The organism is Cytobacillus eiseniae (genome assembly GCF_017874625.1).
Classification (GTDB): domain Bacteria; phylum Bacillota; class Bacilli; order Bacillales; family Cytobacillaceae; genus Cytobacillus; species Cytobacillus eiseniae.
Map to the genome: position 1 here is coordinate 157,015 of NZ_JAGIKZ010000004.1, position 24,809 is coordinate 181,823.

General features: G+C 38.5%; 21 protein-coding genes. 6 read left to right on the forward strand and 15 right to left on the reverse strand.

Translation table 11 applies throughout. The features are described from left to right. Positions 1–25: 25 nt before the first annotated feature. From uvrC to zapA, 12 genes are all read right to left on the reverse strand, one after another. A complete protein-coding gene (uvrC, locus tag J2Z40_RS05940; RefSeq protein ID WP_066396527.1) occupies positions 26–1,798 on the reverse strand; it encodes an excinuclease ABC subunit UvrC in 1,773 nt (590 codons plus the stop codon). Between the two features lie 93 nt (positions 1,799–1,891). Next, positions 1,892–2,206: a thioredoxin gene (gene trxA, locus J2Z40_RS05945; RefSeq protein WP_066396541.1), complete on the reverse strand. Its 315-nt coding sequence runs from the start codon at positions 2,204–2,206 to the stop codon at positions 1,892–1,894. A gap of 392 nt (positions 2,207–2,598) precedes the next feature. Further along, positions 2,599–3,576, reverse strand: a complete 978-nt coding sequence (locus J2Z40_RS05950; protein WP_066396543.1) for an electron transfer flavoprotein subunit alpha/FixB family protein — start codon at positions 3,574–3,576, stop codon at positions 2,599–2,601. Between the two features lie 42 nt (positions 3,577–3,618). Further along, complete coding sequence (locus tag J2Z40_RS05955; protein WP_066396545.1) at positions 3,619–4,392, reverse strand: electron transfer flavoprotein subunit beta/FixA family protein; 774 nt, start codon at positions 4,390–4,392, stop codon at positions 3,619–3,621. 312 nt (positions 4,393–4,704) lie between these two features. Beyond that, complete coding sequence (locus J2Z40_RS05960) at positions 4,705–5,478, reverse strand: enoyl-CoA hydratase (RefSeq protein WP_066396547.1); 774 nt, start codon at positions 5,476–5,478, stop codon at positions 4,705–4,707. Positions 5,479–5,626: 148 nt separating this feature from the next. Beyond that, entirely contained in the window at positions 5,627–6,208 is a 582-nt protein-coding gene (locus J2Z40_RS05965; RefSeq protein WP_066396550.1) for a fatty acid metabolism transcriptional regulator FadR, read from the reverse strand. 232 nt (positions 6,209–6,440) lie between these two features. Then, positions 6,441–8,144, reverse strand: coding sequence for an AMP-binding protein (locus J2Z40_RS05970; RefSeq protein WP_066396552.1), 1,704 nt, complete (start codon positions 8,142–8,144; stop codon positions 6,441–6,443). Between the two features lie 296 nt (positions 8,145–8,440). Beyond that, a complete protein-coding gene (locus tag J2Z40_RS05975) occupies positions 8,441–8,848 on the reverse strand; it encodes a DUF350 domain-containing protein (protein WP_066396555.1) in 408 nt (135 codons plus the stop codon). A gap of 19 nt (positions 8,849–8,867) precedes the next feature. After that, positions 8,868–11,222: an endonuclease MutS2 gene (locus J2Z40_RS05980; RefSeq protein WP_066396557.1), complete on the reverse strand. Its 2,355-nt coding sequence runs from the start codon at positions 11,220–11,222 to the stop codon at positions 8,868–8,870. 23 nt (positions 11,223–11,245) lie between these two features. Continuing rightward, the gene (gene polX / locus J2Z40_RS05985) at positions 11,246–12,967 is read right to left on the reverse strand and encodes a DNA polymerase/3'-5' exonuclease PolX (RefSeq protein ID WP_066396559.1); all 1,722 of its coding nucleotides are present in this window, start codon (positions 12,965–12,967) and stop codon (positions 11,246–11,248) included. A gap of 95 nt (positions 12,968–13,062) precedes the next feature. Beyond that, positions 13,063–13,605 carry a CvpA family protein gene (locus J2Z40_RS05990; protein WP_066396565.1) on the reverse strand — a complete coding sequence of 181 codons (543 nt, stop codon included), beginning with the start codon at positions 13,603–13,605 and terminating at the stop codon, positions 13,063–13,065. Between the two features lie 7 nt (positions 13,606–13,612). Continuing rightward, positions 13,613–13,876 carry a cell division protein ZapA gene (zapA, locus tag J2Z40_RS05995; protein WP_425351365.1) on the reverse strand — a complete coding sequence of 88 codons (264 nt, stop codon included), beginning with the start codon at positions 13,874–13,876 and terminating at the stop codon, positions 13,613–13,615. Between the two features lie 470 nt (positions 13,877–14,346). On the opposite strand from zapA, the gene rnhC reads away from it, so the two are divergent. Then, positions 14,347–15,288 (forward strand): ribonuclease HIII, encoded by a 942-nt coding sequence (gene rnhC / locus J2Z40_RS06000; protein WP_066396567.1) that lies wholly within the window; start codon positions 14,347–14,349, stop codon positions 15,286–15,288. Between the two features lie 160 nt (positions 15,289–15,448). On the opposite strand, the gene J2Z40_RS06005 is transcribed toward rnhC, so the two are convergent. Genes J2Z40_RS06005 through J2Z40_RS20085 form a run of 3 tightly spaced genes read right to left on the reverse strand, consistent with a single transcriptional unit; the run spans position 15,449 to position 19,259 of the window. Next, the gene (locus tag J2Z40_RS06005; RefSeq protein WP_066396569.1) at positions 15,449–15,988 is read right to left on the reverse strand and encodes a 4Fe-4S dicluster domain-containing protein; all 540 of its coding nucleotides are present in this window, start codon (positions 15,986–15,988) and stop codon (positions 15,449–15,451) included. Further along, a complete protein-coding gene (locus tag J2Z40_RS06010) occupies positions 15,981–18,005 on the reverse strand; it encodes a molybdopterin-dependent oxidoreductase (RefSeq protein WP_066396571.1) in 2,025 nt (674 codons plus the stop codon). Before J2Z40_RS06010 ends, J2Z40_RS06005 begins: the two co-directional genes overlap by 8 nt. Before the next feature lie 30 nt (positions 18,006–18,035). Further along, positions 18,036–19,259, reverse strand: a complete 1,224-nt coding sequence (locus tag J2Z40_RS20085) for a helix-turn-helix domain-containing protein (RefSeq protein WP_162840495.1) — start codon at positions 19,257–19,259, stop codon at positions 18,036–18,038. A gap of 293 nt (positions 19,260–19,552) precedes the next feature. Here J2Z40_RS20085 and J2Z40_RS06020 point away from each other — a divergent pair, with 293 nt between their 5' ends. The 5 genes from J2Z40_RS06020 to J2Z40_RS06040 all read left to right on the forward strand — a co-directional run bounded on the left by J2Z40_RS06020 (position 19,553) and on the right by J2Z40_RS06040 (position 24,588). Then, entirely contained in the window at positions 19,553–20,251 is a 699-nt protein-coding gene (locus J2Z40_RS06020) for a TorD/DmsD family molecular chaperone (protein WP_066396577.1), read from the forward strand. A 15-nt stretch (positions 20,252–20,266) separates the two neighbouring features. Next, positions 20,267–22,843: a molybdopterin-dependent oxidoreductase gene (locus J2Z40_RS06025; RefSeq protein WP_066396578.1), complete on the forward strand. Its 2,577-nt coding sequence runs from the start codon at positions 20,267–20,269 to the stop codon at positions 22,841–22,843. Positions 22,844–22,863: 20 nt separating this feature from the next. Beyond that, positions 22,864–23,397, forward strand: a complete 534-nt coding sequence (locus J2Z40_RS06030; RefSeq protein WP_066396581.1) for a DMSO/selenate family reductase complex B subunit — start codon at positions 22,864–22,866, stop codon at positions 23,395–23,397. Between the two features lie 80 nt (positions 23,398–23,477). Next, a complete protein-coding gene (locus tag J2Z40_RS06035) occupies positions 23,478–24,326 on the forward strand; it encodes a dimethyl sulfoxide reductase anchor subunit family protein (protein WP_066396583.1) in 849 nt (282 codons plus the stop codon). Between the two features lie 52 nt (positions 24,327–24,378). Then, positions 24,379–24,588 carry a twin-arginine translocase TatA/TatE family subunit gene (locus tag J2Z40_RS06040; protein WP_066396585.1) on the forward strand — a complete coding sequence of 70 codons (210 nt, stop codon included), beginning with the start codon at positions 24,379–24,381 and terminating at the stop codon, positions 24,586–24,588. Positions 24,589–24,809: the final 221 nt, after the last annotated feature.

Consider the following 24,809-nt stretch of genomic DNA (forward strand, 5'->3'; position numbering starts at 1 on the left):
GCATATTCACCCTTTTCTAACAATCTTATTCTTGCAATTTCTTTAATAGATCCTCTGCTACTTTTATTGGAATGCCTATATTAGTAAAATCTTCGATTGATGCTTCTTTCATTTTCTTAACTGAACCAAAGGATTTCAATAACTGCTTTTTTCTCTTCTCTCCAATACCAGGAATATCATCTAGCATCGATTGAAATGCATTCTTTCCTCTGAGCTGACGGTGGAACGTAATCGCAAATCTGTGCACTTCATCTTGAATTCTTTGGAGCAAATAAAATTCTTGACTATTTCTTTGTAGGGGAATAATTTCTAATGGATTTCCATACAGAAGCTGTGAGGTCCGGTGCTTCTCGTCCTTCACAAGACCTGATAATGGAATGTTTAAGTTCAATTCATTTTCAAGAACATCTCGTACCGCTTCCACATGCCCTTTGCCACCATCAATAATAATTAAATCTGGAAGGGGGAGATGATCCTTTAATACGCGAGTATACCGTCTGCGCACAACCTCCCGCATGGAATCATAATCATCAGGACCTTGAACAGATTTAATTTTGTATTTACGATACTCCCTTTTTTCTGACTTGCCATCTATAAAGACAATCATTGCAGAAACAGGATCTGTTCCTTGAATATTCGAATTATCAAATGCTTCAATTCGGTGTGGTGTATAAATCCCTAGCTGCTCACCTAAACGCTCAATTGCTTTAATTGTTCTTTCTTCATCTCTTTCAATTAAAGAAAATTTCTCTTGAAGAGCAATACTCGCATTTTCATGGGCTAATTTTACTAAATCCTTCTTTTGCCCACGCTGCGGCTTTAATACTTTCACCTTTAGAAATTCCTCTGCCATCTTTTCATTTACTGTATCTGGAACTAAGATTTCTCGGGGCTTAAAATGGTTTGCTTTCAAGTAAAATTGACCGAGAAACGTCATGATTTCTTCTTCAGGCTCATTATGGATAGGAAACATCGATACATCTCGTTCAATTAATTTTCCCTGTCTAATAAAAAAGACTTGTACACACATCCAGCCTTTATCAACAGCATAGCCAAAAACATCACGGTCTGTGAGATCTGTTGATGTCATTTTTTGCTTTTCCATCGTTGCATCAATATGGGCAATTTTGTCACGAAACTCTTTAGCCCTTTCGAAATCAAGTTCTTCCGCTGCTGCTGTCATCTTTTCAGTTAAATTCTTCTTGATCTCTTTATATCCCCCATTAAGAAAGCGAGTAATTTCCTCTACCATTTTTTTGTATTCCAATTCACTCACTTCGTTCACACATGGGGCCAAACATTGGCCTAAATGATAATAAAGACAGACTCGATCAGGCAATGTTGAGCATTTCCTTAATGGGTAAATACGATCCAGTAATTTTTTCGTTTCATTTGCAGCCTGTACATTCGGATACGGACCGAAGTATTTCCCTTTATCCTTTTTCACTTTTCTCGTTGTAATTAGTCTTGGATGTCTTTCTGCCGTTAATTTAATGAATGGATAGCTTTTGTCGTCTTTAAGCATGACATTGTATTTTGGATCATGCTTTTTGATCAAATTCATTTCTAAAATGAGTGCTTCCATATTCGACGAGGTCACAATATATTCAAAATCCTCAATTTCATTCACAAGCCTCAATGTTTTGCCATCATGTGAACCAGTGAAATAAGACCTCACCCGATTTTTTAATACTTTTGCCTTTCCAACATAAATGATCGTTCCTTGACGATCTTTCATTAAATAACAGCCTGGCTGGTCGGGTAAGAGCATAAGCTTATTTTTAATCGTATCATTCATCTGGCTGTCACCTCCCGAAGTATCTCTTAAGTTGATCATACAAAAATCCTCGGCTTAAATAAAGCCGAGGATTTTAATTAGATCAAAATTATTTTATGCGTGCTTGCTAAGTAATTCAACAAGTGCTTCTTTCGGTTGGAAACCAACAACTTTATCTACTACTTCGCCATCTTTGAATACTAGTAAAGTAGGAATGCTCATTACTCCATATTTCCCTGCTGTTTCTTGATTCTCATCTACATCAAGCTTTACGATTTTTACTTTATCGCTCATTTCAGAATCAACTTCTTCAAGTACAGGAGCAATCATTTTGCAAGGTCCGCACCAAGGAGCCCAAAAATCTACAAGCACTGTGCCTGAACCTGTTTCATTCGTAAAGTTTTGATCTGTAACATTAGTAATAGCCATATTTATATGCCTCCTAATTTCAACTAAAATTCTAACGACAGTATACCATCGTTTATGTAATCATGCTATCTATTTGCCTCAAATAATAATTTCCCCCTCAATCAGCTTTGTATACATGAAGAAAAGCGGAAGCACTTTGGTCATCACCGGACAAACTGGAAGGGGCACGACTGAGATAAAGGAAACACGGTGAGGAACGAACCGATGTTGACTTATCACAGGGAGTGGCACTGAAGTTTGGTAGGTGATAAGCGCTGGAGCTAGACAATGAAAAGCGGAAGCGCTTTGGTCATCACCGAACAAACTGGAAGGGACATGACTTGTTTCACTTTAATCAAATATTAAACATCTACATAAAAACGAGCAGCTATTTGCCGCCCGCTCCGTTATTCTTATGCATTTACAACTATTTTTTTAAACTCTTCAGTTAACATTGGCACAACCTCAAAGAGATCGCCAACGATGCCATAATCAGCTACTTTAAAAATATTAGCTTCTGGGTCTTTATTAATGGCAACGATTACTTTTGAGTTAGACATTCCTGCAAGATGCTGGATCGCTCCTGAAATTCCACATGCAATATAAAGATCAGGCGTTACTACCTTACCTGTTTGACCAATTTGCAGTGAGTAATCGCAATAATCTGCATCACAAGCACCACGAGAAGCACCTACTGCTCCATTAAGTAAAGTTGCAAGCTCTTTTAACGGTTCGAATCCTTCCTCACTCTTAACACCGCGGCCCCCAGCAATGACGACCTTTGCTTCAGATAGATCGACCCCTTCAGTTGCTTTGCGCACGACTTCTTTAATAATTGTACGAAGGTCCTTCACATCGACAGACAATGACGAGACTTCACCAGTTCTTGTTTCATCTTTATCTAATGGACTGATGTTATTTGGACGTATCGTTGCAAAAATTAAGCCATCTGTGACAATCTTTTTCTCAAATGCTTTACCAGAATAGATCGGACGAGTGAAAACTAAGTTTCCACCTGCTTGTTCTAAGCTGGTAACATCTGAAATCAGACCTGAATCTAGCTTTGCAGCAATTTTAGGAGCAAGGTCTTTACCTAAAGATGTATGACCGAACACGAGTCCTTCTGGTTTTTCTGCATCAATAACAGCCATTAACGCCTGCGAATAGCCGTCAGAAGTATATTGATTTAATTTATCACTTTCAACTGTTACAACTCGATCAGCACCGTAATGGATTAAATCAGCACCTAAAGCATGAACTGAATCACCAATCAAAATACCTACAACTTCTCCGCCTTCCGCAGCTGCTTTTGCTGCTGCTACTGCTTCGAAAGAAACATTACGTAGTGCTCCATCACGAACTTCGCCTAATACTACTATTTTTCTAGCCATTCGAGTCTTACCCCCTGTGTTCATATTCTTGAATATTTCACTTTAGATTACTTTTGCTTCTGTATGAAGAAGATTAACAAGTTCCTTTACTTGATCTGCTAATTCACCTTCAAGTACTTTTCCTGCTTCTTTTTGTGGCGGTAAATAAATCTCTATTGTTTTTGTTTTTGCTTCAACATCATCTTCATCAAGATCTAGATCATCAAGCTCTAATTCATCAAGTGGCTTCTTCTTTGCTTTCATGATTCCTGGCAATGATGGATAACGAGGTTCATTTAAGCCCTGCTGAGCTGTTACAAGAAGTGGAAGTGTCGTTTCGATTACTTCAGAATCCCCTTCTACATCACGAACAACTGTTACGTTGCTGCCATCAATTTCAAGCTTAGTAATTGTTGTCACATAAGGAATGTTAAGCAATTCAGCTACTCTCGGCCCTACTTGACCTGATCCGCCATCAATCGCTACATTTCCTGCAATAATTAGATCTGCCTCTTTATCCTTTAAGAATTCAGAAAGAATTTTTGCTGTTGTGAATTGATCCCCATAATCTAAATCATCTTCTGTATTAATTAAGACTGCTTTATCTGCACCCATAGCTAATGCAGTACGCAGTTGTTTTTCTGTTTCTTCTGTACCTACAGACACGACTGTAACCTCTCCACCTTGTGCATCACGCACTTGAATGGCTTCTTCGATTGCATATTCATCATAAGGATTGATGATGAATTCAGCACCGTCTTCATTTATTTGTCCACCTGAAATTGTGATCTTTTCTTCCGTATCAAAGGTTCTTTTCATTAAAACATAGATGTTCATGATTTCCCTCCTAAATGCTAGATAGTGATAAATAGAAACATTTCACCACTTCGAAAGATTATGATAATTTCTTGCAAGAAAAGCGCAAGCGCCTTGATCACCCCCGACAAGCGCAAGACGAGCCTCACAAAAAAGGTGTTCTTTACCTTTATTGTGAGGGTTGGCTTGCGACCTCGAGGGGGTAGGCGATGGAGCTAGACAATTCTCTAACTCCAAAGTTATTCTATATTGATTTTATAAAAAAGGGGAAAGAAACCCCTTTCATTCTATTATAATAGATTACTAGACTCATTGATAATAAATTTTTAAAAATTACTTTCCTGTGAAGTTTGGCTCTCTTTTCTCAATAAAGGCAGCAATGCCTTCTTTTCCATCATTAGAAACAAATACATCTCCAAATAGGTCCGCTTCTCTTTTCACACCAGCTTGAAACTTATCTGTTTTAGAATAATTTAACAATTCAATTGCTGCTTTAATCGAAACAGGACTTTTCTTGGCAATTTTCTTTGCCATATTATAAGCGTTTTCTAGAAGCTCACCTTCAGGATAAGCATGATTAGCTAAGCCAAATTGAACTGCTTCTAGCCCTGTAATCGGATCACTTGTAAATAACATTTCCGCCGCCTTTGCTGTCCCAACAAAACGAGGCAGACGTTGTGTTCCCGCAAATCCAGGAATTAGTCCAAGCTGTAGCTCAGGCAGACCAAGCTTAGCATTATCTGCTACTAATCTAAAATGGCAACCCATTGCTAGTTCTAAGCCGCCACCGAGTGCAGCACCATGAATGGCTGCAATGATTGGTTTTGGGAATCTTTCCATCCGTTCGAAAAGATCTTGACCATATGTAGAAAGCTTGGCAAATTCACTACCAGTTTCAATCGTAGTGAATTCTTTAATATCAGCACCAGCTGAAAAAAATCGTCCTTCTCCGTGAATTAATATCACGCGAATTTCATTATTTGCTTCCATTTCATCTAGTACAGCAGATAACTCTTTCAGTACACCTGAAGAAAGAGCATTTGCTGGGGGTCGATCAATCGTTATCGTCGCAACCAAATCCTGAAAGGACCATTTTAAATATTCCATTTCAATCCCCCTCATTTTTGTATTCGCTTTTCTTAATATTTAGTACAGGCTGCTATGCTCCTCGAGTGTCAGAACCAGTAACTTCCTTACAATGATCCTATTCTATTCGTACGAACATACGTGACTGAACGAGGAGCCAATTCTTGTCTTAATTCCTGCAACCATTAAGCAGAAGGCGGTGAACCGGACCTGATAGAGCAGTAATGTCATATTTCTGCTCATTCATCACCCATGTTGTAACCGTCTCATCCATCGTACCAAAAATCATTTGACGTGCCAATCGAACATCAAGCTCTGAAGATAATTCTTCACTTTCTATCCCGCTTATTAATATTTGCTCAATTAAAGAAAGATACCCCTTTAATACTGCATTAATTTTATGACGTAAATCCTTGTTCGATTGTCTGAGCTCTAACTGTGTTACAATTGCGAGGTGCTGATCGTTTGAGAGAATTGAAAAATGGGTTTCCACCATCATCAAAAGTTTCTCTGCAGCTGTTTCTTTTCCTGCAATTTTTTCTTCAATCATTTCAACAAAATTACCCATTTTTTCTTGAAAGAGAGAGATAAGTATATCTTCTTTATTTTTAAAATATAAATAAATTGTTCCATCAGCTACACCAGCCTGCTTAGCTATCTTTGATACTTGCGCCTGATGATAGCCATTTTCAGCTATCACAATGACTGCCGCATCAATAATTTGATGATATTTTGGTTTATTCTTTTTCAATCTGTTCCTCCTCCAAGAAAAAATCGGGAGCAACCCGACCAAACATATACTGCTTATTAAAAGCGAAATACATATTCTATTTTGATTAATGAATGAATCGTCATTCATAATTTTATAATAGTAGTACAATTCATTTCTGTCAAGAAACGAACGATGATTATAGTTGATTTCTTTCTAAAATAGGACAAGCTATTTCGTACAAAAATAAAGAGCCGATAAATCGGTCTCTAAATTAAGCCCGTTTTTCTTGTTCTTCATTCATTTTCTTTTTCTCTTCATCAACTAATGCTCTTCTCAAAATTTTCCCTACGGCAGTTTTTGGAAGCTCACTTCGGAATTCATATAATCTTGGCACCTTATATGCAGCAAGATGCTTTCTCGTAAATGTATTAAGCTCTTCCTCTTCTACATTCGCTCCTTCTTTCAGCACAATATATACTTTTACCGTTTCCCCACGATATGGATCAGGAATTCCGGCTGCAACAACTTCCTGTACTGCTGGATGTTCATAAAGAACTTCTTCAATTTCTCTTGGATAAATATTGTAGCCACCCGCTATAATCATATCTTTCTTGCGATCGACAACATAGAAATAGCCATCTTCATCCATATAACCAAGATCACCAGTAAAGAGCCAGCCATCTCTTAATGTTTCCGCCGTATCTTCTGGACGGTTCCAGTAGCCCTTCATTACTTGAGGACCTTTAACAGCAATTTCCCCAACTTCGCCAGGAGGAAGTGCTTCTCCATTTTCCATTGAAAATATTGCAGCATCTGTATCTGGCCATGGTACACCGATACTCCCTTTCACACGAGGACGATCCCAAAGGAAATTAGCATGTGTGACAGGCGAACTTTCAGTTAAACCATATCCCTCAACAAGCTTTCCACCAGTTACTTTTTCAAACTTTTGCTGTACTTCCACTGGTAGTGCGGCTGATCCGCTAATACAAGAATCAATTGAAGACAAATCATATTTGTCTACATTCGGATGGTTTAACAATCCAATATAAATAGTTGGTGCGCCTGGAAATAATGTTGGACGCTGTTTTTGAATGGTTTTCAGCGTTGTCTCCGCATCAAATTTCGGGAGCAAAACGATTTTATTCGCATCCATAACAGAAAGAATTAACACGGTTGTCATTCCATACACATGGAAAAATGGGAGAACACCTAATACGACCTCATTACCCGGTTTTGTCTTATATAACCATGCCTTACACATTGCCGCGTTAGCCACAAGATTTCGATGAGTAAGCATTACGCCTTTAGGAAATCCTGTTGTGCCGCCCGTATATTGCAATAATGCTAAGCCCTCTTCAAAATCAAAATCATATTCCTTCAGCCCACGAACCGGCTCTTTTAGAATTTCAGTTAATAAATGATGATTGCCCTCATGTTTGACATTCACAACAATTCCATATTGTTTTTTCTGGATAAATGGATAAATCAAATTTTTTGGAAATGGGAGGAAGTCCTTGATAGCGGTTACAATGACATGCTGTAAATCTGTTTGAGGCATCACCTTCGTTACACGTGGAAATAAGATATCCATCGTTATGATTGCTTTTGCACCAGAATCCTTCATTTGGTATTCTAGCTCCCGTTCCATATACAGTGGATTCGTCTGAACAACGATGCCGCCAGCCATTAAGATTCCATAATAGCTTATAACAGCAGCAGGCATATTCGGAAGCATGATTGCTACTCGATCATCCTTGCCAATTCCTAACCCTTGAAGATAACCAGCAAACTTAATTGCCGATTCATAAATTTCCTTATAAGTAAATTCCTTGCCCATAAAATGAATAGCGATTTTCTCTGGATTTTCTGTTGCTGCTTTTTTCAAATAATCTTGAACCGACTGCTCTTGAAAAGAGATTGTTGCAGGTATTTCATCAGGATAATTTTTAAGCCATGGCTTTTGATCTAACAATTGGAAACCCCCTTTTTCTCTAAAATTAAGTTGTTAGAACTTTCAAACTGTTCCTTTCTATTATAATATACTGAAGATTCCTTGACAATTAGAATAATGCAAGAAAGCAGAAAACCAAAGCACCCTGAACATTGCCGATTATGACATCAAAAAAATCGTCACCAAAGTGACGATTTCCTGAAAGATTTATAATCAATCGAACTTAAAAGAATAAATAATAAACACCAACTAACATAAAAATACCACAAAGAACAAATAATATTTTCGCTAATTTCTCCATGAAACCATTCGCTCCCTTAAGAAATTCCAGCCCCAACTATATATGATAACCCGATTGATATGATCATAGAAATGAAGCCAACAGCTTTATTATTATTTTTAATTTCCAAATCCACATTAAATTTCGGAGTCAGAAACTCAAAAATAAAATAGGCAATAAGCAGCAGGATAAATCCGAATACTCCCCAACTAATCATGACAAGTAAATGATCATTATGCAAGATAGAGTGCCGAAAAACATTGGCAATTCCAAAGATTTTCCCCCCTGTAGCCATGGCAACCGCTACATTTCCATTTTTTATTTCTTCCCAGTTCTTATATTTCGTGACCAATTCAAAAATGGCTAGAAAAACAATCATACAGAGCACAACTACACTAAAATACCCTGCCGTTTGCACAAACTCATTCTCCCAAAATTGGTTCATACCCATTCTCCCCATGAAATTATTTAAATTCTACAATTGTAACACCAGAACCGCCTTCACCCGATTCACCGAAACGTATGCTTTTAACTGAGCGATGATTACGTAAATATTCCTGAACTCCTTGTCTTAATGCCCCTGTTCCTTTTCCATGGATAATGGAAACACGTGGATATGCAGCTAGGAGTGCATCATCAATATATTTTTCAACACGAAGCAACGCATTCTCGAATCGTTCTCCCCTTAAATCAAGTTCAAGACTTACATGAAAGTCTCGGCCTTTTATAGTAGCAATTGGTCTTGTTTCAACGGGTTTCGAACTTTTAATATATTCCAGATCTTTTTCGTTTACTTTCATTTTCAAGATGCCAATTTGAACTTGCCACTCATTATCTGCTGTTTTGTCAATAAGAGTCCCTTTTTGATCAAAACTCAGAACTTTTACTTCATCGCCTTTCCTTAAAACATGCTTGTCTAATCCCTTGACGATTTTTTTTGACTTTTTCACTTTTGGTGCGGCTTCATCCAATCGTTTTCTTGCTTCAATTAACTCATGCTCTTTTACTTCAGCCGCCTTTTCAATTCGCATTTTTCTTAAATCGCTAATTATTTTCTCTGCTTCTGCTTTCGCCTGGTCAATGATGGCACTTGCTTTTTCAGCTGCCTTTTCATTTAGCGCATCCTTCTGTTCATAAAACTCAACCATTTGTTTTTGCAAATCTTTGTGAAGCTTTTCTGCACTTCTTAGGAAATCATTGGCTTCATCACGTTCAGTCTCTGCCAATCTTTTGCTTTCTTCTAATGAGGCAATCATGTTCTCCACTTGATTGCTATCTGCACTAATATATTTTCTTGCCGTTTGAATAACAGATTCATTTAAGCCTAGACGTTTGGAGATTTCAAATGCATTGCTTCGCCCTGGTACGCCAATTAGTAATTTATACGTTGGGCTTAACGTCTCTATATCAAATTCTACACTTGCATTAATAACTCCATCTCTATTATAGCCGTATGCCTTTAATTCTGGGTAATGGGTAGTTGCGATAACACTCGCCCCCCGATGATATACTTCATCTAGAATCGATATCGCAAGTGCTGCTCCTTCTTGTGGATCCGTACCTGCACCTAATTCATCAAAAAGCACGAGGCTATTTTCATCCACTTTATTTAAAATATCAACAATATTCACCATATGAGATGAGAACGTACTCAGACTTTGTTCAATTGATTGTTCATCCCCAATGTCCGCATACACTGCGCCAAAGACAGCGGTTTCAGATCCATCCAGTGCTGGAATTTGCAAGCCTGCCTGTGCCATTAATGTACATAGGCCAACTGTTTTAAGTGTGACCGTTTTCCCACCCGTATTCGGTCCTGTAATCACAATGGTCGAGTAATCTTTTCCTAACATTACATCATTTGCAACTACTTCATCCGCAGCAATCAGTGGATGTCGCGCCTTAAATAAAGAAATTCTACCTTCATTATTTACTTCTGGTTTCGATCCTTTCATGCGCTTGCTATAACGAGCCTTTGCAAACATAAAGTCGATTTCTGCCAGTACAGCAACAATGATTTCAAGCTCTGCGCTTTCTTCAGCCACTTTCCCGGATAGTTCGATTAAAATTCTCTCAATTTCCTGCTGTTCCTTCACTCGGATTTCTTGAAGTTCATTATTCAACTGGACAATTGATTGTGGTTCAATAAATAATGTTTGACCTGACGAGCTCTGATCATGAATGATTCCGCCATAATGCCCCTTATATTCCTGTTTGACAGGAATAACGAAACGATCATTTCTGATTGTAATAATGGCATCAGAAAGCATTTTCTGCGCATTTGAAGAACGGATCATACTTTCTAAGCGTTCTCGAACACGGGATTCTTTTGTACGCAATTGATTGCGGAGAGACCGAAGTGCCTCACTTGCACTATCTAGCACTTCCCCATTCTCATCAATTGCATTTCTAATCGTTGTTTCTAAATCTGCTAAAACAATATATCTTCTCACATAATCTAATAAAATCGGAAGGCTGCTTCTTTCCTCAGCAAATTCCTCTATAAACCTTTTGATTTGTCTGCTTGCATGAATTGTGCTTGCCGTTTGAGTCAGTTCTTGTGGACTGAGCATGCCACCAATAACCGATCTTTTCACATGTGGACGTATATCATATATCCCACCAAGCGGGACATTTCCTTTTATGCGAAACACCTTTACCGCTTCATCTGTTTCCTCTTGCCAGCGAATCACTTCTTCATAATCAACGGATGGGACTAACTGCTCTGCTTTTCTTTTCCCTAATGAGGATGACACATGCTCAAGCAATTGTTCCTTTACTTTATGAAATTCTAACACTTTAAAAATACGTTCCTGCATGAGGATTTTACCTCCTAATTAGCTCATTTTTGCTTTTTCGACAAAAATGATAGCAATTCTTCTATATTCATGGCATTCAGGACAGTGTTTTTCTTTATCCAGCCTTTTTTAGCTGTGGAAACACCAATGTCCATATGATCGAGTGTGTCAATTTTATGTGCATCTGTATTAATAACTATTTTCACACCTGCTTCTTGCGCTTTTCGAATATGCTCTGAAGCTAAATCTAAACGATTTGGATTAGCATTCAGCTCTAATACAGTGTCCGTTGCCTTTGCCATTTCGATTAATTCATCAATATCTACTTCATAGCCTTCCCTACGCCCAATTAATCTACCAGTTGGATGAGCAATAATATCAATATGAGGATTGTTCATGGCCACCTTTAGTCGCTCCATTATTTTTTCCTTTGACTGTGAAAAAGCAGAATGGATCGACGCAATGACAATATCCATTTCAGCGAGTAATTCATCATCATAATCTAGCGTGCTATCTGGCAGGATATCCATTTCTACACCAGATAGAATCGTTATGTCATCATAGCGCTCATTCAATCGCCTAATTTCATCTTTTTGTTGTCTTAGTCTCTCTGGAGAGAGTCCACCAGCCACCTTTAAATACTGGGAATGATCTGTAATTGCCATGTATGCATAGCCTTTCGCCCGGCATGCCTCCACCATTTGTTCAATTGAAAAAGCACCATCACTCCAAGTTGTATGCATATGAAGATCACCCTTTATATCAGCAAGAGAAATTATATCATACTCTTTCGTATACGTTTCAACCTCCTGACCATCCTCCCTAAGCTCAGGTGGAATAAAGGGCAAATCGAAATAGTGATAAAAAGCTTCTTCAGATAAAAAAGTACGTATCTCTCCTGTTTCGTTATTCTCTACACCATATTCGCTAATTTTCTCACCGCGTTCCTTCGCAAGCTGCCGCATCCGTACATTATGATCTTTCGAACCAGTAAAATGATGAAGAGTTGTTGCAAATTCATGAGGCTCCACAAGACGGAAATCAACAGAAATATCATAACCATGCTCAAAAATGATCGAAACCTTCGTATGACCTGCAGCGATTATTTCTTTAATTTTTGGCAGTGATACTAGTTTTTCTCTTACTACTGTGGCATTCTCTGTGGCGATGATAAAATCTAAATCCTTTATTGTTTCTCTCATCCTTCTTAAGCTGCCTGCCCGTGAAAATTTCATAATTTCATTGATCTCGCTTAATTCTACTTCAATCGCTTCTGCAATCGGAAGCATATAAGCAATCGGAAGGCGTTCTGGTCTTGCTCCTGTATTCTCAAGTGCAGCAAGAATTTTCTCCTCTGACTTTTTCCCGAATCCAGCAAGAGCTTGTACTTTCCGACTACGACATGCATCCTCTAAGTCTACTGCGCTCTCAATTCCAAGTTCCTTGTAAAGTTTTGCTATCTTTTTACCACCTAGACCTGGGAGCTGTAGAAGAGGAACTAATCCTTTAGGGACTTCCTCCTTTAATTCCTGCAGAACAGCTGATTTGCCTTCAGCCAAATACTCAAGAATGACTGAAGATGTGCCTTTCCCGATCCCTGGAAGCTTAGTGAAATCTTCTATTTCATCTAGACTATTATCATTTACCTCAAGTGCATTAGCTGCTTTCCGAAAAGCAGCTATTTTAAAAGTATTCTCTCCTTTAAGCTCCATATAAATCGCGATCGTCTCAAGATGTCTAATCACATCTTTTTTATTTATACCCATGGGACACACCCGCCCTAACGTTTAGAATTAACATACAACTAAGGTATTTCTCTTGTATATAAAGATACAAAGAAACTTCTCTAATGCTAGAGAAGTTACGATGCTATATATTCGATCCACATCTCTTTAATTTGCTGTGATAATATCGGAGTATGTTTGATCATTCCTTTACCAAGGAAGGAATCATTTAATGCAGTTTGAACCATTTCTATTGGCACGAGTGCAGCTATGTATATTAAAATAAACATGATAAGATAGACTTCAACAAATCCTAGTATGCCACCAGCCCAAATATTTAGCTGTTTAAGTATTGGCAGGTTCGTAACAAAATCAAGCATACTGCCAATAATTTGGAGAACAATCTTCACAGCAATAAAAATCACGACATACGCAATGGCGCGATAATAGGCATCTTCTAGATTCACTTGATCAAAAAGCATTTGAAATGCAGAGCTATCACCAAAGCTCGGATAAGGTACCCATAATGTTAGTTTAGGAGCAAGTTTCTCATAATACATATTTGCAATGATGAATGCAATAATAAATCCTGTTAAATGGATTAATTGCAGGATAAATCCTCTTTTCAAACCAATAAAGAATCCAAAAACTAATATAATTAATATTGCGAGATCTAACATGACTTATTCAGTCCTTTACTCTTTTTAATTCATTTTCAAGCTGTTCTATACGGTCTTTCGCTTTAATATAATCATTTACTGCATTGACTGCTGTTAAAACAGCTAATTTACTGCTGTCAAGATAAGCGTTTTTCGAGCTGATTTCACGCATCTTCTCATCAACCTTCGATGCTACAAGGCGTATATGACTGGGGCTTTCGGTGCCTATAATGATATACTGAACTCCATATATATCAACAGTTGTGCGGCTTTTTTGTACATCTGACAACATTCATGCCCCCATTCTTAAGAATCCTACACAATATCATAACATGAACAGAAAATCGTGGGAAGCAGAAGCTTGTCAAAAGCAGGCAGAATTCATCAAGTGAAAAGTTCCGAGGAAGGGAATCTTTTTTAAGGCTCTTTTCTGAAAGATTGTTACTTTTGAATTAAATGTTTGACGAACTAAGTCGGTTGATTGGAGCGGAAGGTGCGAGATCCTCGAAAATGCTGTCGCATTTCCTTCGTGCGGTGTCAATTCAGGAAGCTTATTCAATGTCCTGCTTAGATGCGTAGGAACAGCTGAGACTTATGCAGGAGCGTGAGCGACAAGGAGGCTCAAGCGGACTACCCCGCGGAAAGCGAGCACACGTGCGCGGAAATCAATCTTTACCAACATTATCTTAATAAGCAACATTGTTTGCGAAAACAGCCTTTTTTTAAAAAATAATCTCAGCAAAATGTAGAGGAGCGTTTATTATGGGGAATGTAGTTATCATTAAAAAAATGAATGAAATAGAAGAAATGAAAAAATATTATCAATCCTATCTATCTGATAAATTTCCACAAGGAAGTGTGTTTGCTGCGAAGACACCAACTTGTTCGATCACTGCATATAAATCTGGAAAGGTGTTGTTTCAGGGTGGGAGCAGTGAAGCTGAAGCAGCAAAATGGGGGGAGCCAACTGCAGCTTCAAAAACAACAACTAACCAAAGTACGAGTCAATCCCACTTGCCAAATCAGTTTGAATCGCTTTCGGTGATTGGCTCTGATGAAGTCGGTACAGGTGACTTCTTTGGTCCAATAACAGTTGTTGCAGCCTATGTAAAAAAGGAGCAGATTCCATTATTAAAGGAGTTAGGTGTGAAGGATTCTAAAAACCTTAAGGATGAGCAGATCATACAGATTGCAAAACAAATAAAAGATATTGTTCCATACAGTTTATTAACCTTGCATAATGAAAAATATAACAAACTGCAGAAGTCGGGAATGTCACAAGGAAAACTAAAAGCCTTGCTTCATAATCAAGCGATCAGCCATGTCCTCAGCAAAATTGCACCTGACAAGCCTGATGCCATTCTAATTGATCAATTTGCAAAGGAAGAAGTATATTACCAATATTTAAAAAATGAAACAGTCGTCCAGAGGGAGAATGTATATTTCAGTACAAAAGCAGAAAGTGTTCATCTCTCAGTTGCCGCTGCCTCTATCCTTGCAAGATATGCCTTTGTTCGTCATTTCGATAAACTAAGCAAAGAAGCTGGATTCACACTAACAAAGGGAGCAGGTGCTAAGGTCGATCAAGCAGCCGCTCGGCTCATTCATGAAAAAGGGAAAGATGTGATGCCTTCATTTGTTAAGCTGCATTTTGCTAATATGGAAAAAGCGATGCGCTTGCATGCATCTAAATATCGGAAATAAGAATGCCTCCTAGCCAGCCTCACATATAGTATAAGACAAACTGGCTGGGAGGTTACTCCTTCCCCTTTTGCACCTCTTGACCCATGAACTCGGAAGGGATTCAATTGATAAACTATAAACATAAAATGCGACCGAGTAGTCGCATTTTTTTCGAAGTAAACTACTTTAAAAAGTATCTTTTTCTTTCCGTTGCCGGGTAAAAGGCAATTGAAGGATTGGTTAATCGAGTATCCGGGAAACCAGGAATGGAACCGACTATTTTCTTATCACAAAAAGTATTTAAATCTACAAACGTTAACGCTTCAGTAGAACAAGATTCAACACATGCAGGCGGGAGTCCCCTATCTTGGCGCGGATAACACATTTGACATTTACTTGCTTTCTGCGTTACTGGATCATACTGGGGTGCCCCATACGGACAAGCTTCAATACATAAACCACAGCCTGTACAGAGATCGGAATTTATTTGCACAATTCCATCCCCACGTTTTGTGAACGCATTCTCTGGGCAAACCCGAAAACATTCTGGACTGTTGCAATGATTACAAGAAACGGATAAAAAGGTATCATCCGTAAGTCTAGAAACCTTTCGCCATCTCACTGTACTATCCGTTTGGTTTTCATTTCTACAGGCAATTTCACAAGCCATACAACCGAAACAAAGATCCACATTAAACACAAAACCCATTTGTTTAACCATTTGTCTCACACCATTTCCGGATATTTACGCTGCTATCATAAAAATTCATACTGGATTTCCCCGGATTTTCCTGTGGCTTGTGAGCGATTAAGCGATTGATCGGATTCTTTCCAGCTTGATTCACTAAGATCACCTTTTGCGGGAGGAATCGACTTATTCTAGCAATAGCTGCTATTTTTCCATTTGGATTGAATAATTCCACCTTATCGCCTTCCAAAATCCCCCTTTTTTCTGCTGCATATTCTGAAAGTTCAACAACTGCTTGCTCTGCCCCTTGATTAAGCCAAGGCATTGCTTCATATTGTGAATGGATCTTCAGTAAAGATTGAGGGGTTAATAATTGGAATGGATAAGATTCTTCCACATCAGTCTTTTCCCTATTCATCGAATATGTGGAAGTGTCCGTATTCTCCTCTGAAAAAAGACGAAACTTGAATGCACTTGAAGATAAATTTTTTCCTTCTTCTCCCCGTAACCGTGGGCTTTCAAGTAAGTCATCGATGCTCTCAATCGAATAAAGTTTCTTTACTGATGGAGTTAATTCTTCTCTAATCCAATCAATCGGTTCACGTTCGGAAGGGAAATTAGAGAAGCCTGGAAAACGCTCATTCAATTTTTCCATTAATTCCCTTGCGATTTGCAAATCACTTTTTGCCTCATAGTATGGAGAGATTGCCTTTTCATTTATGGATAGCCAGTGATGCCAGTAACTAACATTTACATCCATTTCTTCAAAATGACTTGCAGCTGGCAGGACAAGATCAGACATCTCCGCAGTTTTCGTCATAAATAAATCAACAGTAACAATTAATTCAAGTTCCTTCATTAATGATTCCCATGCCTGAAAATCCTGATCTTGTGAAAGGGGGTTACGCAAAGCGATCCATAGGAACTTCAATGGCGGCTCCACTAGTTTGCTAGCATTTTCTGCAAAATTATTAATATCAATTTCTCTCGAATGTTGAACGATTGGATGTACTGGTCCTTCATGGTTCAAAAGATTAACTGGAAAGTCATCAATCCCGCTATGTGAATAATAAACACATCTGTTCTCTTGCCCAGATTGACAACCCAACATAGCCAATGTGTTGATTGCACTAATATTTTGCCCTCCATTTTCATTTCGTTGAATCCCAAAGCCAATCCAGGTCGCACAAGGTTTAGGCATTGAATATATGCTCAAAAGTTCACATAAAACATCAAGTGATATACCTGTTTCACGGCAAACTTCATGCAAATCGACTTGTTCAGTCACATATTGATGGAACTCTTCCCAATTCACTGTTTGATTACGGACAAATTCTTCATCATACATATTTGATTCAATAAGAAGCTTGGCGACTCCAAGCGCAAGCCATCTATCAGTTCCTGGGTTGATTTGTATAAAGATATCAGCTGTTGCCGCAGTTCTCGTAAAAATAGGATCAATGACAATTAGTTTTGCCCCCTTTTGTCGTGCTTGTAAAATAAACTTCATTTGATGGACATTCGTAACAGCTGGATTTGCTCCCCAAATAACGATTGCATTCATTTCCGCCATTTTTTCTGGCATCATACGGTTCATTTGACCAAAAGACTTTCTCATGGCTTGCTCCCCAGTTATTAAACATGGGTTTCCTACCGGTTTCGTATGTGGACCTATACTATTGAACATCCCTTCAACCGCATAATGAAGCAATCCAATATTACCGGAAAATTTATTATAGCCGGAAGCAAGATTGGAACCGTATCTTTCATTTAATTCTAAGATTTTGTCAGCGATACAATCATATGCCTCTTCCCATGTTATTCTTTTCCAGTTCCCCGAACCTCTTGGTGTCTGCCTAATTGGATGTTTCAATCGATAAGGATTATATACATATTGGGTATAGGCATACCCCTTTGCACACAAACGCCCTTGATTATAGCCATGCTTCGCATCACCAGAAACCTTCACTAGTTTCCCATCTTCAATATACGAAAGCATTCCACATGTTGAGAAGCAATTACGCGGACAAGCATGTCTGTAAATTTCCATCAGCTTTTAACACCTGCACTTTTTCTAAGGTTAAATTTTTCTTAGTTGTTTGATCTTAAAGGCAGCAGTAATATTTAATCTAACGTTCATATCATCTAGCTTCTTATCTAAAATTTCTTCGACCTTCTTAAAGCGATACCGTAATGTATTCCTATGAAGAAACAATGCATCAGCCGTCTTTGTTATATCATATTGATTAGCCGCATAAAATTCGAGCGTATGCATGAGCTCTCCTCCATGCACTTGATCATGTTTCTCCAATTTCCCTAATGTGTGATCATAATATTCTTTCACATCCTGTAAATCATGTTTGTATAAAATTCGCTCAAGTCCCAATCCATTAAAAAAGGGTGTATGAATATTCAAGAGTAAGCCAACCTCGTAGGCAACCTTTGCCTCTTGGTAGCTTTTATATAGCTCTTCTGGATTTGAACTTTCCCGCCCAATTCCTGTGGCCATTCGATTATTCCTATCCATTATCTCAGCCTGTATCTTTACCCGCTGAATAAACTCTTTAATGACAGACTCGTTTGTCTCCATTTCCTCACCAAGCAGCTGATAAATAACAACAATTTCTCCACGCTTTTTCATTGCGATCGGTTTTAGATTGCTTTCAATCAATACTCTTTCAATTAAGTAAAACAGGGAATCGATATGTTTCTGATCCTCTGAATAATAATCAAAATCTATTAATGAAAAAACAATAATTGTATGTGACTGGGTGAAATCCCATCCCCATATATTCCCGTAGGAAATAATTTCATTTTTTTGCTTCATATTTCCGTAAAGTAAATCATAGATAAAGGCTTCTTTAAACTGCTGCCGCTCCTGTTTCAATTCCAGCCTTTTTCGCAATTCGAGTGTACATAATGAAGATGCATAGGCAATAATCGAATAAATTCGTGCAATTTTCTCTGCAGCATCCTCACCTATCTGTATAAATAAATAGCCCCTTAATCGCCCATCCAATAGAATGGCCGAACAAATCCCGTTTATAGGAACACCATTAGATGTGAATTGACAATTGACAACTAGTGGTTTCTCCCCAATTATTTCTTCTTGTTGATTGTCTATATAATTTATTTCCACATTATTCACAAGTTGTGCAGCAGCCAAATGATTAAATAATGGATCCGTTATGATTACAGGCAACGATAAAATACTCGCTAACTCTGCACAAATCCCCTTCAATCCTTTTTCTGAAGCGACAAGCAAATCATGTAAATAATCCGGGACAAAAAAAGTACTTTCCACTAAATCCATTCCTTTCTGTTCTTTCCTTGGTCGCTCACCCCCATCATATATGAAGGTGCCACCATGAACAATGGATGTCACAGGAACGTAAAAAACTCATTGTTCAACCGTACAAAAATAGACGGGTATCTTTGTGCATCGGTTATATATCTTATGAATGGGCGATTTTCTATAATTAAAGCAAGGATGAAATGTGATTGTTTTCACAAAAGAGATGTTAAGAAAATGACAAAGAAGGCATTTGTATTAAAAAGCAAAAAAGTGGAAACGAAGTGCTTTTAGGAGGGATAACAATGGAAGAAAGAATCACTCTATCAGAGTTAAATAATATTTTTCATGCAAGACGTTTTGCTTACGATATTTTACGAAGGTTTTTCGTTGAGGAACCATCTAAGGAATATTTGAAACCATTCATTCAGAAAAACATGATCGATTTATTTCCATTTAAAAAGGATTCAGAGGAAATCCAAGAAGGAGTGAATAAGATAAAGTCCTACTTGTCCACTCATGATGTTCTGACAATTGAACACCATTATGATGACTTGCATTGGGATTATACTAAATTATTTGTCGGTCCTTTTGAATTGACAACGCCTCCTTGGGAATCCTCTTATGTGAGAAAGGATCGACTTTTATTTCAAGGAACAACAATGAATGTTCGAGGCTACTATGATAAATACGGCATTATTGTCAGTGATTTTAATATTGAAGCGGATGATCATATCGGGCTTGAGCTTGATTTTATTTATCACCTTAATGAAATTTGTATAAAAATGGCGGAACAAAATGAAAGCAGAGGCTTACGACAATTACTTCGGGATCAACAAAGATTTATTGATGACCATTTACTTAAATTCGCACCTGAATTCAGTCGATTAGTCATGGAAGAAGCAAATACATCATTTTACAGTGGACTAGCACAAATATTGCATCATTATTTATTGATAGATTCAGAGGTTCTTCAAGAACTTATGACTATAGATACTTTATAAGAGGGGGCAAGTATAATGCTTGATATCGTAAGTAAAATCAATGACTTTAAAATGTCTAGAAGAGCATTTATTGGTTGGTCTTCTGCAATTGCAGTAACAACAGCGATCCCAGTTAGCCGTGGGTTAGTTGCAAAAGCGGAAAATAATATCGGGATAGCAGAAACAGATGGAGAAGGCATCTGGAAAACAGCTGCATGCTGGCATAACTGTGGAGGCCGCTGTGTAAATAAGGTGCTTATTAAAGACGGGGTTGTGATTCGGCAAAAAACAGATGATACACATGAAGATAGTCCAGACTTCCCTCAACAGCGCGGCTGTTTAAGGGGTCGTTCCCAACGTCATCAAGTATTTAATGCAGATCGATTAAAATATCCGATGAAACGAAAGAATTGGGCGCCTGGTGGAGGAAAGAAGGAACTTCGCGGGAAAGATCAGTGGGTTCGACTTTCTTGGGATGAAGCACTTGATATTGTCGCATCTGAAACAAAAAGAATTACAGGAAAGTATGGCAATGAGGCCATCATGGTAACTGGCGGGGATGCAAATATAAGAAATGCGATGTCAGCAATTGGTGGATTTAGTGCTTGTTATGGCAGCTCTTCATGGGGAGCATGGCGGTGGATATGGGAAAACATGGGGGTCGGAGAAGGTCTGATTGTTAATGGAATCAACGATCGAATTGATTTAAGAAATTCCCAATTAATCGTTCTATGGGGTGCTAATCCAGCTTGGAGCTCTATGGGTAGTGTCACCTACAACTTTTTACAAGCAAAAAAGGCTGGTGCTCGATTCATCACAATTGACCCGCTTTATACTGACTCTGCCAATGTATTTGATGCAGATTGGGTTCCTGTTAGACCAGGAACAGACGATGCTCTAGCCTTCGGTATCATGTATACATTGCTTGACGAAGACAATCCTACTACAAATCCTTTGGTCAAGTGGGATTTCTTAGATAAATACACAATCGGATTTGATGAAGATCATATGCCAGAAGGAGCAGATCCAAAGGATAATTTTAAGGACTATCTATTAGGTACTTATGATGGTCAACCCAAAACACCCGAATGGGCAGCAGAAATCTGTGGAGTAGAGCCAAGTAAAATTCGTGAACTTGCTCGTGAAATCGGCGGTACAGAACGAGTGGCTTTATTAACAGCCTGGGCACCTGCTCGGATTGCTAATGGAGAAGGCTGGGTTCAAGCCTTTTCAACGCTCGGAATGATGACTGGTCAAATGGGTGGCTCAGGAAAGATGACTGGAGTTAGCTGCTGGGAATATGCAGGAAATATGGGGCCATTCCTCTTAACTGCTGGCGGAAAAGGCCTGCCTGCTATAACGAACCCTATCGATAATCAAATTAATGAAAATGAAATGTGGGATGCCGTATTAGATGGGAAATTCCTACAAAGATATGAAAAAGAAAGAAACGTAAATATCCAATTTATTTACCATAACTATGAGAATCATCTACAAACTCGAAGCAATATTGCCAAAGGGATTAAAGCGCATCACGAAGTTGAATTTGTTGTCACAAATGCCTATGCCTTAACAACAAATGCTAAGTATTCCGATATTGTGCTACCTGTTGCTACCCAATGGGAAACTGCTGGAGCAGTGAAAGGCGGAAACCGTGAAATCCTCATCAATTGGTCAAAAATTATTGAACCATTGTATGAATCAAAAACAGACCAAGAGATTGCAGAAGCACTTTTACAGAAGTTAGGAAAAGATCCGAAAGAAGTATTCCCAATTACTGCGGAGCAGCAATACTTTAATCAACTTTCAGGCAGTATGGTGATGAAAGAAAACGGAGTTGACTATGAACCACTGTGTACCATTACTTCCCAAGATATAAAGGAGTGGGGTGTTGAAGGAACACCACAAAAAGGACGCATTCCACTTAAAGAGTTTGTTGATACAGGCATCTACCAAGTGCCAAGGAAGCCAGGCGATAACTTCGGCTTTATCGCATATAAGGATTTTATTGACGATCCCGAAGCAAATCCAGTATCAAGCGAAAGTGGAAAGTTCGAAATCTATTGTAAGGCAATCAATGAATTATCTAAAACGGCCTATTCAGAAATAGCCCCTATTCCAAAATATGAAGTAAAAGTACATGGATATGAAGCGACTTTTGAAGATTGGGAAGCAAAGAAAAAAGGAAAGTATCCGTACCAAATGATTAATCCGCATTACTTAAGACGCTCTCATAGTACGTTAGATAATGTGCCACAACTGCGTGAAGCATGGCCAAACCCTGTTTATATTAGCAGAAAAGATGCGGATGAAAAAGGAGTAAAAGACGGAGAAACTGTACTTTTATCAAATGAATACGCGAAATCATTACGTCCTGCCGCAGTAGTCGAAACGATTATGCCAGGTGTCATTGGACTTCCACACGGTGCATGGGTAGATTTTGATGAAAAGACTGGAATTGACCGAGGTGGAGCAGATAATTTATTCGTCCCTCATATTCCAAAAGGATTAGGCTCATCTGGTTTCAATACAGCACGTGTCAATTTTGAAAAATGGGAAGGCGAACCACTTGAAGAAGATGTGAAATGGGAGCAACGGATCATCAAATTTTAATTTTAAGGAGGTCATAAATAATGGCGCAAATGGGCTTTTATATAAATGTAGCTGAATGTGTGGGCTGCAAAACATGTACGGTAGCCTGTAAAGATAAAAATGATTTAGAAGTTGGCAGAAACTTCCGGAGAGTATATGACTTTCAAGAAGGGAGCTATCCTAAACCATCAATCTATCATGTTTCACTTTCTTGTAATCATTGTGATGAACCTGGGTGCATGCAAGGATGCCCAACTGGAGCAATGTTTAAGCGTGATGAAGATGGGGTTGTCTTAGTCGACCATGATAAATGTGTAGGATGTCGCTACTGTGAGTGGAATTGTCCTTACGGGGCTCCGCAATATTCTGAAGAGCTTGGAAAAATGACGAAATGTGATACTTGTATTGATTTACGTGAAAAAGGCGAAGACCCTGTATGCGTTAGTTCTTGTATTATGCGTGCAATTGAATTTGGTCCAATTGATGAGCTGCGTGCAAAATACGGAACGGTCAACGAAATCAAAGGAATGCCAAGTGCATCGATTACGAAGCCAAATATTGTTATTCATTCGTAGATATCAACATATTGCTTTTTACGGGGGCTTGCCCCCTTTTGCTCGAATATAGTCATTCAATAAATGAGGAGGGAAATCCCATGCATGAGTGGGCATTATTAATCTTTACAATTTGTGTACAAACAGCAATCGGCGGCATGTTTATGTTATGGCTGTTTCAGCGTGAAATCGATAAAAATCAGAAGGAGGATTCCTTTCCTATTTTGAAACTTCCGCTAATCATTATTGCCGCATTATCACTAGTCGGCCTAGTTGCATCTTTTGCACATTTGGGAACACCAAGCAACGCCTTGAATACAATCAGAAACATTGGCTCATCTTGGATGAGCCGTGAAATTCTTGTAACGGGTGCATTCATCGGTGCCGCTTGCATAACAGCTGGACTTACGATTGTTCAAAAAAAGATCAATCCACTGCTGATGATCGCAACAGTCATCATCGGACTTGTTGATATTTTCTGCATGGCAATGATTTATTCTAATTCATTAATTAGTGGATGGAATTCGATTAACACCTTCACCTCGTTTTACGGAACAGCTTTTGTTTTGGGAGCAGTTCTTGTCGCTAGCTTTACTGTCCCTGTATTACGCACTAAAAATATGGACGACACAGCCAAAAAAATCGTTCGATTATCGTTTTATTCAGCTTTATTCGGGATTGCCATTCAGCTAATAGGTGTTGCTTTATTCCCTGCTTCACTTACAGATGTCAATATGATTGCAGCCACTGCAGCACAATCCTCACTTGAAGCCTATCAGGGAACGATTGCTTTAAGATGGGGGATTGAAATTCTCGGATTGATTTTATTAGGCTATATGGCCCTCTCACCTGCGAAGAAAACTTCAATCACTATGGCGTTTGCAGCATTAATTGTCATTGGCTTCGCTGAAGGATTAAGTAGGTATGTATTTTATGTACTAGGTTCATAGGCTATAAACAAGGTAATTTCAAATATAAATGATTTGAATTGGAGTGAGACGTATGCTATCGAATATCGGAATCCCAGGGCTAATCATTGTTCTTGTACTTGCCCTTATTATCTTCGGTCCTAAAAAACTGCCAGAAATCGGACGTGCGATGGGACAATCCTTAAAAGAATTTAAGAGCTCTACGAAAGGATTAATGGACGATATAAATGATATTGACGAAGTTGATGTAAAAAAAGAGCACAAAGAAATAAAAGAGCTTTAGAAAAAGGAAACGGGAATGCTTATACGGCATCCCCATTTTCTTTATCCAGATAATAAAGCTTCTATTTTTTCCTTCACTGCATTTAATACTTTATCATGCATCTTTACATCTCTTCATCCATTAATGTTTATTCAGAAGGCTGTTCTCGCAAACATTGTTGCTATTCTACATCTAATTAGTAAGGGCTGATTTCCGCTCCAGATTGCTCCAAACAACCGACC